The sequence below is a fragment of the Tannerella forsythia 92A2 genome, assembly GCF_000238215.1.
Classification (GTDB): domain Bacteria; phylum Bacteroidota; class Bacteroidia; order Bacteroidales; family Tannerellaceae; genus Tannerella; species Tannerella forsythia.
The window spans coordinates 164,148-180,750 of sequence record NC_016610.1; the positions used below are offsets into that span (position 1 = coordinate 164,148).

At 47.5% G+C, this 16,603-nt stretch carries 11 protein-coding genes; 1 reads left to right on the top strand and 10 read right to left on the bottom strand.

Features of this window, described 5'->3' with window-relative positions; translation table 11 throughout:
- Nucleotides 1–34: 34 nt before the first annotated feature.
- From nhaA to BFO_RS00690, 3 genes are all read right to left on the bottom strand, one after another.
- Nucleotides 35–1,393 (bottom strand): Na+/H+ antiporter NhaA, encoded by a 1,359-nt coding sequence (gene nhaA / locus BFO_RS00680; RefSeq protein WP_014223618.1) that lies wholly within the window; start codon nt 1,391–1,393, stop codon nt 35–37.
- Nucleotides 1,394–1,571: 178 nt separating this feature from the next.
- Nucleotides 1,572–2,321 carry a LytR/AlgR family response regulator transcription factor gene (locus BFO_RS00685; protein WP_014223619.1) on the bottom strand — a complete coding sequence of 250 codons (750 nt, stop codon included), beginning with the start codon at nt 2,319–2,321 and terminating at the stop codon, nt 1,572–1,574.
- On the bottom strand, nt 2,309–3,328 hold the full coding sequence (locus BFO_RS00690; RefSeq protein ID WP_014223620.1) for a sensor histidine kinase: 1,020 nt from the start codon (nt 3,326–3,328) through the stop codon (nt 2,309–2,311). The genes BFO_RS00685 and BFO_RS00690 overlap by 13 nt, the downstream gene beginning before the upstream one ends.
- Nucleotides 3,329–3,502: 174 nt before the next feature.
- Between BFO_RS00690 and BFO_RS00695 the strand changes: the two genes are divergently transcribed.
- On the top strand, nt 3,503–4,474 hold the full coding sequence (locus BFO_RS00695) for a hypothetical protein (RefSeq protein WP_041590514.1): 972 nt from the start codon (nt 3,503–3,505) through the stop codon (nt 4,472–4,474).
- A gap of 306 nt (nt 4,475–4,780) precedes the next feature.
- On the opposite strand, the gene BFO_RS00700 is transcribed toward BFO_RS00695, so the two are convergent.
- The 7 genes from BFO_RS00700 to BFO_RS15985 form a co-directional block, all read right to left on the bottom strand.
- Nucleotides 4,781–7,153, bottom strand: coding sequence for an ABC transporter permease (locus tag BFO_RS00700; RefSeq protein WP_014223622.1), 2,373 nt, complete (start codon nt 7,151–7,153; stop codon nt 4,781–4,783).
- 228 nt (nt 7,154–7,381) lie between these two features.
- Complete coding sequence (locus BFO_RS15420) at nt 7,382–7,618, bottom strand: hypothetical protein (protein ID WP_041590516.1); 237 nt, start codon at nt 7,616–7,618, stop codon at nt 7,382–7,384.
- 144 nt (nt 7,619–7,762) lie between these two features.
- A complete protein-coding gene (locus BFO_RS00715) occupies nt 7,763–10,123 on the bottom strand; it encodes an ABC transporter permease (RefSeq protein WP_014223624.1) in 2,361 nt (786 codons plus the stop codon).
- A 353-nt stretch (nt 10,124–10,476) separates the two neighbouring features.
- Entirely contained in the window at nt 10,477–11,151 is a 675-nt protein-coding gene (locus BFO_RS00720) for an ABC transporter ATP-binding protein (protein ID WP_014223625.1), read from the bottom strand.
- 281 nt (nt 11,152–11,432) lie between these two features.
- Entirely contained in the window at nt 11,433–13,763 is a 2,331-nt protein-coding gene (locus BFO_RS00725) for an ABC transporter permease (protein ID WP_014223626.1), read from the bottom strand.
- A gap of 307 nt (nt 13,764–14,070) precedes the next feature.
- Nucleotides 14,071–15,126, bottom strand: coding sequence for an ABC transporter permease (locus BFO_RS15980; protein WP_244262930.1), 1,056 nt, complete (start codon nt 15,124–15,126; stop codon nt 14,071–14,073).
- An 84-nt stretch (nt 15,127–15,210) separates the two neighbouring features.
- The gene (locus BFO_RS15985) at nt 15,211–16,446 is read right to left on the bottom strand and encodes an ABC transporter permease (RefSeq protein WP_244262931.1); all 1,236 of its coding nucleotides are present in this window, start codon (nt 16,444–16,446) and stop codon (nt 15,211–15,213) included.
- Nucleotides 16,447–16,603 lie beyond the last annotated feature (157 nt).

Here is a 16,603-nt window from a genome sequence, read left to right on the forward strand (position 1 = left end):
ATACATTGATCGACTTTCGATAAATGTTTCTTTTTTAATCTTCCAAAACCTCTTCCGATCGCTCCTCATGAGGCAAAACACGTTTCAAATACAGGTATCCGCACAATCCCGAGACCAACGATCCGGCAAATATCCCCAGTTTGGCTTCGTTCAGCAATACCGGTCCGATCTCGGGCAATGATGCGAACGAAAGATTCGCAATAAACAAGGAAACGGTAAAACCGATCCCCCCCAGCATTGAAACGCCCAACATTCCTTTTTTGGTGAGGCCTTGCGAAACCGAAACAAGTCTCGTTTTCACCGACACATAAACAAACAGGAAAATTCCGACGGTTTTGCCCACAAACAACCCCAGAAAAATTGCAAAAGGTATCCCTAATAAGGCCGAAAGCTCAAATCCTTCGAAATGTACACCCGCATTGACAAATGCAAACAATGGGAGAATAAAATAGCTCACCATCGGATTGAGCCGGTGTACGATTCGTTGTAGCGGACTGACCGTATTGCTGGAAATGCGATGTATATTACTTAAGAGCAATACCTGACCGGAACTCAACACCGAGGATCGACGTGAGTGCTTGACTTGAGAAAAATCCAACAATGCCAGATTTTCCTTCATCTCTCCGGCAAACTCGTCCAGTTTAATCTTTGGTCTGGCCGGTACGGTAAAGGCAACCATCACTCCCGCGATGGAGGGATGAATACCCGATTCTAAGAACAGCAACCAGACGATAAAACCGCCGACATAGTAAAACAATACATTATTAATATGGAATCGTCCGCCAAGATATAAGCCGCCCAGCAAAACGACCGAGATCAATAAAGGAGACACGGCAATATGACCGCTGTAAAAAAGCGCAATCACAATAATCCCGCCGATATCGTCGACAATGGCCAGCGCAGTCAGGAATATCTTGAGACTTAACGGAACACGTTTCCCGAAAAGTCCCAATGCCGCAAGGGCAAATGCAATATCGGTAGCCATCGGAATGGCTGCTCCATGCGACTCGGGATGTTGATGGCAAACCGCGAAATAAACGAGCACCGGCATAATCATGCCTCCGCAGGCAGCGATCACCGGGAGCAGTGCTTTTCTGAAAGAGCTTAATTCACCTACCAAGATTTCTTCTTTGATTTCCAACCCTACGACAAAGAAGAAGATGGCCATCAAGGCATCGTTCACAAAAGCCAACAAGGTCATCGGTTCGCCATGATGTGCAAAAAACACAAAATCACCAAACCGGAAATTGATGGGGAAATCGAGAAGACGGTAATATGCTTCGCCCCACGGCGTATTAGCCAATATAACGGCTGCAAGGGTGGAAAGAAACAGCAACAAGCTCGCATTCGGCTTTTGCACGACAATATGGCTTAACGGTTTTAATTTTATCACGGCTAAATTCTTTTTTTTCGTTAGTAATCAAACAGCTATATAATTTCTGTGCCAAAAATACAAATTTTATTTTAATTACCATTCGTTTAACATAGAAAAAAATCGTATCAAACAGCATCTGTGAGAACCTTGAATACAATGGTGTCCTTTGAAAAGAGATCGATTCTCCGGCCACGGGTCATTTACTCAAAAGTTTGGTATGTATCATACGCACGAACTCTTCCTTACGCGACAATGCGACAGGCAATTCTTTCCCATGAATAAAAAGTCTGTTACCCGACATTTTCTCAACATGAGCAAGGTTCACCAGAAAAGAACGGTGGATGCGAAAAAACGAATGATCGGGAAGAATTGTTTGCAAAGAGGCCATCGTCTGATGAATGATAATAGTCTTGTCTTCAAAATGCAGTTTCAAATAATTCTGCATCCCTTCGATATACAGAATGTCTTCCAACCGAATCCGTCGGAATGAGTCCCCCTGACGAACAAAAGCGTCGGCGTCTGTCTGTCGTTCGCCATATTGCAACATACAACGCGATCGATAGAGTTCCCGAGCTTTCGATGCGGCCTGAAAAAAACGATGAAACGCCACCGGCTTGAGCAGATAATCGACGACGTTCAGCCGATAGCCTTCCAACGCATACTCAGAGTAAGCCGTTGTCAAGATCGTCATTGGAGGATGTTCGAGTGCCTCCAGAAATTCGAGCCCCGAAAGATGAGGCATGTTGACATCGAGAAAGAGCAGATCGATTTCCTTTTCTTTAAGCATTGTTACCGCTTCGATAGCTGAAGAACAAGTACCGGAAATTTGTAGAAAACCGAGCTTGTCGATATAAAGTGCAATACCTTTAATCGCGAGTGCTTCATCGTCGACGATGAGGCATCTCAAAGGAGGATATTCTGCCTTATGAATCGTTATTTCTGCCATAATTCAAGTCGGGAATGATAAACCGTGTCCGTTTCTCTGACCGAGAGGTGGTAATTTCGATGATAAAGAATATCCAGCCTGCGTTTCATATTCTCCAGCCCGAGACCAGAAGTCTTGTTTTTATCGTGCATATCCAATTTTGAGTTTTCCACATCGAGCAAAACGTAATCTCCTTTTTGGGTAAAACAAATTCGGATGTAATTCGGTTTCGAAACAGAACGTGATACATATTTAAACGCGTTTTCAATCAGAACGAATAAGAGCAACGGCGGAATCTGCTTGTCGTTATTCTCTACTTCCCAAACACAGGATACGTGAACCTTATCGCTCCACCGTATTTTTTCGACGGCTACGAAGTTCTTCAGAAAACGTATTTCCTGATCCATCCGTATCCATGTGTTTTGACTGTTATAGAGCTGATAACGGAGTATTTCGGCATACTGAAGCAGTAATGAGGAAGCCAACTCTACATCGGTTTGAATCAGCGTATGGATATGATTCAATATATTGAACATGAAATGCGGGTTAATCTGCGACTGTAAAACATGCAATTGTGTTTCGAGATGAGTCTTCTGCAAGTGGATATGATCGTAAAGAAGCCTCAATCCGCAAAAGCCGAAGTTGATGACCAACACCGAAGGGATGGCGAAAAGAAAATCGACCGTAAAAGAAATATGATTCGTCAGAAGTCGGGAACGGGGGAAGTATCCATGGGTTTCGGCCCATCTCATCCATTGAAAGTTGGCAGCCAGCAGGAAAGCGATAAACAACGTGACAGCGGCAAAATGAAGCATAAACCGTTTCAGTTTTTTTCCGTGCATCGCCCTCGAAAACCATCGATTGGTCAGGATAACAGACAAATAAACCGAAGGGATATGTACAAGGAGTAGCAGTGTGGCTGTCAAAAAGGATGACAGATAAACATATTGTATCCAAAGCAGTACGATGATGACCGTCCACGAGATAAAAACAACCTGCCGGTAGTTATTGACGTAGTATTTTTTCATGGCGCAAAGTTAACGATATAACGGACGGGAAAAAGAGAAGAAGAGTGCCATTCGTCAAAAGCAGATAGGGGGTTCGTCAAATAGATTGTACAAAAAGTCTTGCGGTCGATACATTTGCTTGCTCGAAAAGAAAAATATGATTCATGATTGTCAAACAAATAAAAACATAGAAAGATGAAAACAATATGCTCTATCATGCTTGCCTTCGCGTTGATGTGCGGACAAGCTTTCTCCCAGGTCGAAACGGAACGAAAAGCAGGATTTCAGTTCGGTCTTTTCCCGCCGTTGAGTACGAACGGACTGCACTCATATCGTTATACGAATGACGTTTCTCTGAATCTGCTTGTCGGTCTTTCGAAGAATGAAAACGTCCTTACAGTTGGCGGACTGGCCAACGTCGTCACGAACGAGGCGAACGGATTTCAGCTGGCCGGGCTGGTCAATATCGCGGGCAAGGAGAGCCGTGGCGTGCAGTTCGCCGGACTGGCGAACACGTCGAAGCATCACGCAGGCTTTCAGTTTGCAGGAGTAATCAATGTATCAGGCGACGTCAAAGGGATGCAATGGGCGGGACTAGTCAACAAGGCCCGAAACGTAATAGGTGTACAATGGGCAGGATTGATCAACATCGCCGAAAACAGCGATTATCCGATCGGACTGATCAATCTGATCCGCCACGGTGAGAAAAGCATTGCCATCACGTACAACGAAACAGGAAGTGTAGTAACCACTTTCCGTTCGGGGGGCAGATTCCTCTACGGCATTGTCGGAATAGGATATAATCATAAAACATCGGGACGTTCGTATGTGACGGAGGCTGGCTTCGGTGCGCATATCTACTGTCTGTCACGGATAAGAATCCACAACGAGTTGAAACTTTCCTGCTTCGGATATTCCAACAATCCCTTGATTATCGAAAACGATCACCTGCGTCATACAGTCTTCCATATCAGTTATTCAGTGCTTCCAGCCATTCGTTTATCTCCGCACTTCGAGCTCTTCGGAGGGCCGAGCCTTTGCTATATGAATGCAGGAAAAACGAACGAAAGACTCGTTTCCTATCGCAATCTCTGGCAACACACCGGCATCTCCCGCTCACAACAGATTTATATCGGTTATCAGGCAGGAATACATTATATTTTTTAGCAAATAGCGACTGTGCATTCAGCGGTCAGCCATCAGTTTTCAGGCCAGGACACAGCGTTCGGTATGCCGCGTAGGAGCGAACCTCTGTGTTCGCCCGTGATAACAACCTTCGCGCCCTTTGCGGTTTCCATTGCGTGCTTTGCGGTAAAATAAACCGCAAGATTCACAAAGGATTCCGCAAGGTTCGCAAGTTTTCATTTGCGGTTATTCACGTCATTCGTCATTGTTCCATTCAACCGTCAAACAACTCAACAGTTAAACACCCGAAAAACTTTTCACTTTTCGTTCTTCATTATTCACTTTTAACTATTCACTTCTCAGACTTTTCACCGGATTGGCATTCGCCGCACGCCAGTTTTGAAAGGTCACTGTGGCGAACGTCACGAAGGCCACCACTGCGAACGACAGGGCGAACACCCACCAGTAAAGCGGGGTTTTGTAAGCAAAGTTTTCGAGCCACTTCACTACCGCATAATACGCCGCAGGGGCGGCAAAGACGAAACAAACGACGACGATCTTCAGATAGGTCTTGTTGAACATCACCAGAATCTGCTGTGTCGTTGAACCGAATACTTTGCGAATGCCGATTTCTTTCTTCCGATACTCGCTGTCGAACACCACCAAACCGAAGACACCGACAAGCGATAAAATAACGGCCAATAAACCGAACAAGGTAATCATACTGCGTAAATTCGTCTCTTTCCGATAAAGCTGGTCGAAAATGGAGTCGTAAAATTCGATATCGACCGGATACGACGGATCGAGGCCCGCGATAGTCTTGCGAATATGCTCTACCGCGGCACGGATGTCCGTTCCCGCTTTCAGGCGAATATATGAAACCGGCAAAGGCCGCCCATTTGTCATTGCTAGACAAAGGATCTGATTCTCGTGGCGAAGCGAGGTGATTTGCACGTTCTCGGCAAACCCAACAATTTCGCCGGTATAATCAGCCCAATACTTAAATAACCCCAATTCCATATTTAAATGTTGTTTGGCATAGTCGTTAAAGATGAAAACAGGTCGTTCGCCTCGCAAGTCCGATTCTGAAAAATCACGTCCTTCTTCTACGGAAATACCCATTACACGCAGAAAATTCCACGAAACTTTAATCATAAGATACGAAAAATCTTCTCCTTTATATACAGCTCCTTGTGTAGCATATTCGTCCTGAGCGCCTATTTTCTCGGAAGAAAAAGCTACTTCTTCAATACCCGCAAACCCCTTCAGACGGTTCGTATATTCATCGCTACGTTGCAATATGCTCTGCCCCAACTCAACAACAGCAATTTGTTCTTTGTCAAAGCCGGTAGAATACGTTCGCAAAAAATGATTTTGAAGCTGAATAAATCCGGCGGCAATAATCAGTCCCATCGAGATCACAAACTGAAAGCCGACGAGCGCCGTACGTAACTGCCGGCCTTTGGGTGAAAGTCCGAAACTCCCTTTGAGCACCATAGCGGGCGGAAAAGAGGTCATGTAGAACGACGGATACAGTCCGGCGGCGATCCCCGTTAGCAGAGCAACGGCACCCGTCAGCCCGATGAGCGGTATATTGTGTAAAGGAGCGATATCGGCGTCAATGAACGAGAGCATCATGCCGTCGGTCAAGCCCGCAACAATCAGAATCGCGACAGCCCATGAAAGCAGACAAATGATGACCGCCTCTGCCAAAAGCGACAGGCGCAGCATCGCCGTTGAGCTGCCAAGCACCTTCTGCGTATTGATGCTTTTCATCCTCACAGGTGTCATGGCTGTGCTAAAGTTGGTATAATTGACTGCCGCCACAATCAAAATAAGTAAGGCAATAGCAAAAAGGATACGTGTCACATCGGCATTGCCGCTACGGAAGATACGGCCATCGCCGCCTTCGTTCAAATAATAAATATCCGTAAGCGGAACAAGTTTAATCGATTCATTCGGCCGGTCGATATTCGCAAAATCGAAATGGCTGTTAAATGTCTGTTCCACATCATTGGCCGAAGCCGCATCATCAAGCCGAAGGTAACAGATAAAATTGCTCGCTCCGAAATCCGTTTTCATACAATCATTGTCGATAGCCGTATAAATCGCGTTGCGTAACTGAGTGTTACCGGGGAAATCACGGTAAACGGCTCCGACCGTTAAATCGGGCGACTCCTTCGTTCCTTCTCTGCTTTTGCTCCAAATACCGGCCTCGGCATGCAAAGCCTTACCGACGGCCGACTCGTGGCCGAACAGGCGTCGTGCCATGCTTTCGGGAATGATCACTTTGTCCGGCTGATGCAGACATGTCGGGCTTCCTTCGATAATCGGAAAGCCGAATGTCTGCACGATTTCCGGGTGACACGTCTGCACGACTTCACGAAAACCATGTTTCTCCCCATTCGTCGTAACCGTGAAATACACCTCTCCAATAAACGGATTGAGCAACGTACCGGCTTCAATATGCGGTGACGATTTCAGCACTTCTTCAATAAATCCGCGCGGCAAAATGGTTGAGAACAGATCTGGTCCGGATAAATCGACACGAAACACACGTTCGGCTCCCGGATGACAGCGGTCGAAGCTACGCTCGTAATCTACCTGCATCATAATCACCATAAACGCGGCGAAGGCGACTGACAACCCCGCCACGTTTAACAATGTCGCCATTTTAGAACGGCGAATCACACTCAATAGATTTCTGTATATCGTTTTCATTTCTGTTTCTTTTATTTGTTAGCGATCAGTAGTCAGCGGTCTGCTCTGCATTCCCCCTTTGAAGGGATAACATCCCCCCTTTCGCTTCGCTCTTCCCCCCTTTGAAGGGGGGACGGGGGATGTACCTCTGCGTTCGGTCTTTTGTCATTCAGAGCGAAGCGAAGAATCTTCTTTTTGTCACTTTTGGCTTGACCCAAAAGTAACCAAAAGGTCAAGGCTTCGTGCGCTTCACACATCGTCGCGACGCTTGCAGGCCGGAAAATCAGGTAACTCGCTTTGCTCGGACAGCCTGATTTTCTTTCGCCCTGCTCGCTGCTCCGTCGGCTCACCGCCCGAGGCCCAAGGACGAACGCCTCTGCGTTCGCCTGTTTCCCTAACGCGCTTCGCTTCTGCGTTCCCCCTTTGAAGGGATAACATCCCCCCTTCGCTCTTCCCCCCTTTGAAGGGGAGACGGGGAATGTTCATATCGGCGTTATGACGGGCGAACACTGAGGTTCGCCCCTACATTAACTGCTTTACTACTTTTTTCACTTTTCATTATTCACTTTTCATTATTCATTTTTCATTATTCATTTTTAACTATTCACTTTTCACTTCTCAGACTTTTCATTATTCACTTCTCAGACTTTTCACCGGATTGGCATTCGCCGCACGCCAGTTTTGAAAGGTCACTGTGGCGAACGTCACGAAGGCCACCACTGCGAACGACAGGGCGAACACCCACCAGTAAAGCGGGGTCTTGTAGGCAAAGTTCTCGAGCCACTTCACTACCGCGTAATACGCCGCAGGGGCGGCAAAGACGAAACAAACGACGACGATCTTCAGATAGGTCTTGTTGAACATCACCAGAATCTGCTGTGTCGTTGAACCGAATACTTTGCGAATGCCGATTTCTTTCTTCCGATACTCGCTGTCGAACACCACCAAACCGAAGACACCGACGATAGAGATAAAAATAGCAATCATACTGAACAGCGTAATCAGCATGCTAAGCGTTCCCTCCTTTTCATACAACTGCTGCAAAACATCGTCAAAGAATCGGACGTTGAACGGATATTCGGGGTCGAACTCAGCCAGCACGGTGCGTACATGCTCCATTGCCGCCCGCATGTCCGATCCGGCCTTTACCTTGACATAGGCATGATTCGGCCAATGACCCCAGTTTTGGGTGCCCCAGACGAAGAATGCCATCGGAGTTACTTCGGTACGGAACGAAGCAAACTTCACGTCGGGCATAAAGCCAACGACCTCCGTGCTGTCGATCATCGTACCTAACTCCAATCCGAACTCTCGGCGTGCACGTTCGTTAAAGACATACGCACCGTAACGGGTATTCGTATCTTCGATACGGAAATCGCGTCCTTCCGTAACTGGAATACCCATCACTTCCAAAAAGGAATAATTGACAGGAAGCACTTGATATCGGATTTCCTTATCTTGGTAATCCCGTCCCCAACTCATATAAAAGTCGGTGCTGGACAACAACTGCTCGGCATACGTAACGTCTTCGACTCCCGCAAATTCTTTCATACGGTTCGTAAAAGCGTCCAGACTTTTATTAATTTGCGAATTGATATTCGTGACGATCAGCGCATCTTTTTCGTATCCCAACGGTGTGTGCTGCATAAAATGATTTTGCAAATACATAAACGACGCACCGATCAGCAATGCAAACGAAGCGATAAACTGCACGCTGATAAGCGCGTTGCGCAGCGCTCGGCCTTTCGGCGACAATCCGAAGCTCCCTTTCAATACCAGCGCAGGAGGGAACGAGGTCATGTAGAACGACGGATACAGTCCGGCCAGTAGCCCCGTCAACAACGCGATCAGTGCTGTTCCTCCCACGATCAGCGGCTGCGAAGCGACCGACAAGTCCGCATCGACAAGCGACGAGAGCTCCGTACGGGCAAACAACATCACTAACCCGATGGCTATCACATACGAAAATAAACTGATCAGCATCGCCTCCAAGACCAATGACCGCCGAATGGCACCCTGACTCCCTCCCAGCACTTTTTGCGTATTGATGCTTTTGATCCGCACAGGTGTCAGCGCCGTGCTGAAATTCGTAAAATTAATCCCCGCAATTACAATCACGACAATGGCTATGGCAAACAAGACCCGCAAGGTCTGCCGGCTAGCTTTGGGAGTAAAATCAAAGATCGCATCGGTTACATAATGCACCTCGGTCAAAGGAGTAAAACGCAAGGCTGCATTTAGTTTTTCCCAATCGAATTCGTCCGTTTGTCCGATCATCTGCGGATTGGCTTTGTTATTCTTTTTAAAGTTTTCATAGACAGAGAGCATATTGTCTGGATCGTCCATCCGAACAAACATCTGATAGTTCCAATTTCCCCAATTCGTTTTGTTCTCGTTCGGGGGGATCGTAGCGTACACAATATTCCGTACAAGGGTATTAGCCGGGAAGTCCCGGTACACCGCACCGACGGTCATATTACTGTGCCGACCGGTCAATTGTCTGCCTACGGCCGGTTGATTGCCAAACAGTTTCTGTGCCATACTAAGCGGTATCATCACATGATCCGGCTGCTTTAATACTTCCTTCGTTCCTTCGACAAAATCGAACGTGAACACTTCCGTATATTCGGGAGAAACCTGTATGCATTTCTCTTCATAAAACTGTTTGATACCATTATTTTCGACGGAGAAAAACCGATCGGTACTATAAGGAGAAGACAGCGCACCGGCAACAATATGCGGTGAAGAAGCAAAAAAAGCCTCGGCCAACGGTCGATTGATGACTACCTGCGCGTTCTCCTGATACATAAACTCGACGCGGAAGATGCGGTCGTGGTTGGGATCGGAGGTGTCGAATGTCCGATCGTAATTGACCTGCATCATAATCACCATAAACGCGGCGAAGGCGACCGACAACCCCGCCACGTTTAACAACGTCGCCATTTTAAAACGGCGAATCACACTCAATAGATTTCTGTAAATCGTTTTCATTTCTGTTTCTTTTATTTGTTAGCGATCAGTAGTCAGCGGTCTGCTCTGCATTCCCCCTTTGAAGGGGGGGGGCTGGGGGATGTACCTCTGCGTTCGGGACACCGTTTTTTGTCATTCAGAGCGTGAGCGAAGAATCTCCTACCGGCAGGGCTGAAAGCCTGATATAATTTTTCTGTCACTTTTGGCTTGACCCAAAAGTAACCAAAAGGTCAAGGCTTCGTGCGCTTCGCTTTTGCATTCCCCCTTTGAAGGGGGGATGTTCATAATCGGCGTTATGACGGGCGAACACTGAGGGTCGCCCGTCTACATTAACTGCTTTGACTACTTAAGAAAATACGCTTTTCGTTTATCTCCTACAGTCTTGTCGTATGCACGATTTGTCCGTCGAAGAGGTTGACGATGCGGTCGGCAAAGCCTGCGTCGTGCTGCGAGTGAGTAACCATGACGATCGTTGTACCCTCATTGTGCAGCTCGGTCAGCAGTTGAATCACTTCGAGACCGTTTTTCGAGTCGAGATTACCTGTCGGCTCGTCGGCGAGGATCAGCTTCGGGTTAGCGACCACGGCACGTGCGATGGCCACACGCTGCTGTTGTCCGCCCGAGAGCTGTTGCGGGAAATGCTTTTCCCGATGGCCGATGCTCATCCGCTTCAGGATGGCGGCTACACGTTCCTTACGTTCGGCGGATTTGATGCCGAGATACGTCAGCGGCAGTTCTACGTTCTCGAACACGTTCAGTTCGTCGATCAGGTTGAAACTCTGGAACACGAACCCGATATTGCCTTTGCGCACCTGTGTACGCTCTTTCTCTTTGAGATGGCCGACTTCATGTTCGCCGAGGAAATAATTCCCTTCGGTCGGGTTATCCAACAGTCCGAGGATGTTCAGCAGGGTCGATTTGCCGCAGCCCGAAGGGCCCATAATCGCGACAAATTCGCCATCTTTCACTTCCATCGATACCTTGTTCAGCGCAATCGTCTGCACTTCTTCCGTCTCAAAATACTTCGTCAAATTTTCTACTTTAATCATGATTGTTATTTTTTATTTAGTTTTCAGTATTCAGTAATCAGCAAACAACTCAACAATTACACCAACATTAATTCAGGCTTACAGCCCTCTGACGAGGGGTTGCTTTTTTCTCCCAACGCTACGCATTGGGCTGAATTAACGCGCCCTTTCAGGGCTTTTTCCCAAATTGTCAATGGTCATTTAGTTTTCAGCGATCAGTAACAAACAACTCAACAATTCAACAACTCAACGCCCGAAGGGCATCACTCTTCACTTTTCACTTTTCGTTTTTCACTTTTCATCTATTCACTCCTCAAACTTTTCACAGGGTTCGTACGTGCTGCACGCAGCGCTTGCCAGAAGACTGTAAGAAACGAGATGATCAGGCAAAATACAAAGGCTGTAAGATAAATCCACACCGAGAGCGATATGCGATACGCATAATCCGACAGCCACCCGCTCATAAAATACCAGATCAACGGTACGGCAACTACGAATGCCATCCCCACATACGAAAGGAATGTTCGTACTAACCTTCTCATCACTTCATTCGTTGTCGAACCGAACACTTTGCGCACCGCCACTTCTTTCAGCCGCTGACGGATAAAATACGTCGACATGGCCAACAATCCAAGCAGCGAAATCAACACGGCAATCCCCGCAAAAAGCGTAACGATCTTTGCCGTCCGTCGCTGCGAATCGAACGAGTCCATCACCTGCTGATCAATATATTTTCCTTCGAACTCGCGGCCGGTAATACGTTGATAAACACTCGCAATTTCACGATAAGCCTCGTAAGGATCACCCTGCACCTCGATCAGGATATTCCACGCATTTATGTCTGCTTCTTTTTGCACTTTCATAAAAACAGGTTCTTTGACATGTGTAATGTTTGCCATCTGGAAGTCCCTGATCACGCCGGCTATTTTGATCTCGCGGTCATAATAATGAAAACACGGAGCCTCTTCCGAAAGACCGGTCTGGCGTAGAAATTCTTCGTTCACGAAAGTGCCTTCGCCCGGTGCAAGGCGGTTGTTGCGGATGATCTCCAGACCGAGCATACTGAAAAAAGTTGAATCGCCATTGATATTTTGCGAACTGATATTCTTCCCCTCGTAGCTTCCGCTGTAATTATTACCTCGGTTGAAAGGTGTACCCTGCGACACCGCCACACGATGCACGCACGCCAACTGCCGCACCTCATTCCGAAACACGCTCGACTGCTCCGGATTATCAAAATTATTCCACATATCGATAATATTCTCCGTCCGGTATCCTAACGGTGCATCGATGAGATGGCGTATTTGCAGGTACATTGTCAGGGCACACGCGATCATCACGATCGTTACGACATTTTGCAGCGTGATAAACACCTTGCTGAAGGTCATCTTCGTGCGGCGACGGAACGTACCACGCACCACCTCGATCGATTTCGTGTTCGATATCATGACGGCCGGAAGCAATCCCGATAAGACGCTTAACACGGCAATAACAGCTGCCATAGCTCCGATACCTGCCGGCGTAAGTAAGATGCGCAAAGAGATATTGGTCTGCAGAAGGTCATTCACGAAAGGCACGAAACCGCCCGCAAGCAATATCCCCACACCAAACGACACCAGCACCATCACGAACGACTCGAACAACAACCGCATGAAAAGCATCGTACGTTCCGAACCGAGCAACCGCCGCAGCGCCATCTCCTTGGCACGGAAACCCGATTGCGCCATTGTCAGGTTGATGTAATTGATGATGGAGAAAATAAGAATCACTAATCCGACCGATGTCAGAATCAGGACAAACCGTTTATCACCGCCTTTCAAAGGCCAACCGGCCTGAGAGAAATACACATCGGGCAGCTTTGTCAAAGTCGGTTGTTCGGAATAGCCTTTCGCATACATCCAATAGAACGTTTTGAACCAGTCGCGCATATCGTCGAGCTTGACAGACAGGTCAGCACCGGCTTTCAATTTCAGGAAAGCCACCGTACTGCCTGCATTGTTATAATTTGTCAAACCGACCGAACTGTTGAATGTCGGTAGATGCTCGACACGGATGACGATATCGGATGAAGGGATGACGGACGGTTTCATATCTTCCATCACGCCACTGACGATCACCGACACTGTATCGTTCAACCAAATACTCCTGCCCATCGGGCTTTCATTGCCGAATGCACGCTGCGCAAACGATTCCGATACAACGGCCGACTGCATCGACTCCAAGACACGATGCTCCAGCCCTTTTTTCAAGCCGAACGAAAAGAAGGAGAAGAATGAAGAATCCGCCATGAGCAGAGTGGTCTTCAAACTTTCGTCCGCTCCCTTCTGCAATTTAACATGTTGAGGCATGGTTTCTATCACCACGGGACAGGCAGCTTCTACCTCCGGATAACGGTCCTGCACGCGCCATGCTACGGGCAAAGCATTCAGATAGTCTCTGCTGCCATCTTTATTCACATCTCCCAAGATGTAGATGCGGTCGCCATCCTGCTGAAACTGATCGACCGACAGCTCCTGTACGACATAAATACCGATCAGTATCACAAACATCAGCGATACGGAAAGACCGACGACATTAATCACCGTATACAATTTGTTTCTGGAAAGAAACTTCAAAAAAGATTTTAAGTTCATATTTTTTATTTTTTAGCAGTCAGCGTTCAGCATTCAGTAATCAGCAAACAATTCAATAATTCAACAGTTATACCAATATTAATTCAGGCTTACAGCCCTCTGACGTGGGGTTGCTTTTTCTCCCAACGCTGTGCATTGGGCTGAATTAACATGCCCTTTCAGGGCTTTTTCTCAAATTGTCAATGGTTATTTAGTTTTCAGCGATCAGTAACAAACAACTCAACAATTCAACAACTCAACAATTCGACAACTCAACGCCCGAAGGGCATCACTCTTCACTTTTCACTTTTCGTTCTTCACTTTTCATCTATTCACTCCTCAAACTTTTCACCGGGTTATCGTTCGCCGCACTCCGTACATGGAATGCCACCACGGTTATGATTACTCCCAGCATCATCAGGCCGCATATCGCGAACAGGTACCATGCCAGCGAAACCTTTTCGGAGAAGCCCGAAAGCCATCCGGCGGCCGAATACGCCGCCAGAGCACAGCCGCCGATCAATGCGGGAACGGCTATACGGATAATGTCACGCTCGAAGAGCAACAAGACTTCTTTAAAGGTTGCCCCGTTGATTTTACGGATCGCTATTTCTTTCCGGCGACGGTTGATCTCATCGCGCGTATATCCGATCAATCCGGTCAACGCAATAATCAACGTGATGATACATCCGATCATCACCGAATCGCGAAACAGCCGCGAAGAACGGTATAAATTCGTCATCTCCGCACGCCAGTCGTTTATCGCCACATTCTGATCGGGCAGCAGCGCCTGTATCGTTTCCTGCACATGCGTCATACCTTCCGGCGTCAAGGTATGAAACTTAACCAGCAGCATACGCGTCCATTGCACATCGGGAGCATAGAACATCACCGAAGGGCGCGTATCTTCGTTCTCGATGCTGTTGATGCGGATATCTTCGTATACGCCGCAAATGGTAAAAGGCTGTTTCATACTCTGACTGTGTTCCGTAATCAGAATTTCTTTGCCAATCGCCCCGTCGCTCCAGTCGGCAAAGTTCTTCATTTTCTCCACAAACCGGCGGCTGACCATTACTTCGTGCGACGATGAGACGTTTTCCGTAAACGAACGTCCTCCCACGACCGGGATTTCCATCGTTTCCAGATAACGGTTACCCACCCAGTACAGGTCTGCAATATTAAACATTTCACGATCATTGCCCGGAAGGTAGACGTTATTTCCAGACTGTTTTTCGAAAGGAAGCTCCGAAAACGTGGTGACGGCGGCCACTTCGGGAAGACGTCCCACCTCGTCGACGATTTTGGAGCGCAGCGTAGAATCTGTGCCCCCCATATTGAAGTAGGCGAGCTGCTCATAGTTATATCCGGGATTGTCGTTCGTCATGCGTCTATGCTGAAGAGTAATGATCACAAGGAAAGAGAACAGGAAGCCTACACCGATAAATTGTACGAACAGCAACGCAAGTTTCTAGTAACGGCGCGATTCGCGATAATTCCGGAAAGCCGCCCCGACGGGGATACGCGCGAAAAGATGACCGGGGAGCAGCCCCGTCACGAGAAACACGACCATACACACGGCCACAAGGATTGTAATGCTCTGTGACGAGAAAAGTGCCCGAAGCGACGCGGCCAGCAACTCCTCTACCGTGCCGCGAAACGCAAAGATAAGCAACAGCGCCAGCGCAATCGAAATCAACAGATGAAGAAACGTTTCGGAAACAATCATCCCGCCGATGTTTCTGCCCGACGCTCCGTAACATTTATGTACGGCTACTTCTTTCGTTCGGCTGACAAACGACGAAATGACGACTAACACATAGTTCATCACCGCCGCGAAGATCAGTACGAAAGCGAGCATGATCAGCAACGAGGTCATCGATTTTACCTCAGGTGTCTTTCGGTGCAGATCGGTCAGCCGGGTAAGCGTATAACTCAGATCGACACCGGCCTTTTTCAAGACCTCAAAATCCTGATATTTCTTCTGCATCGCCCGCATCGGTTCGGCCAGACTATCGGGCTCGACACCGGGATAGAGCTTCACATAGCCGCGATAACGGTCATTCCCTAACCAGTTCATGGTACCGTCGTAATCGGGTGAAACCATCACCTGAAGGGTTATGACTGCATCGTAACGCTGATGAGCATTCTCCGGTACGGTTTCGAAGACGCCGCCGATAGGGATTTTATTCTTATTCTTGCTTCCGAGGCAAAGTGTTTTTCCCATGACGTCGCCCCCGATCTTCCGAGCCAGCTCTTCCGAAATCAAAACGGCGCCTTTTTTCGATAAGACGGCTTTCGCATCTCCCTGCAATATCTTGCGAGGAAACACATCGAAGAAGTATTCGTCGGCGGCAATCACGGATACCGTATATCCTTTTCCATCGTCGGTATAGGCTTCGCCGTCGTAAATTCCGGTGCATCGCGTAGCCATTTCCACGCCCGGCACCTCTTCCCTCATCCCGACAGCCACGCCGCCGCTCACTTGAGGATATTCTTTCAGCTCATTATTCTGAATGATTTTCTGGTTCAGCCGGAAAATACGTTCCGAATCGGGATAGAACGCATCGTACGACTGCTCAAAGTAGATTTTGGCAATCAGCACCAATCCCATCGCAAGCCCTGCGGCCAGCGAGATAATCTTAATTCCGTTGTTCCGTCCGCGTTTGGTCAACGAACGAAGCGCAATGATCATTTCCCGTTTCATTTTTTTTTTAGTTTTCAGTCCTTCGGATGTTGAGTTGTTTAGATGTTTAGTTGTTTAGTTGCTTAAACAATTCAACAATCAAACAATTCAACAAATCAACAATTCAACAAATCAACAGTTCAACAATTACACCAACATTAATTCAGGCTTACAGCCC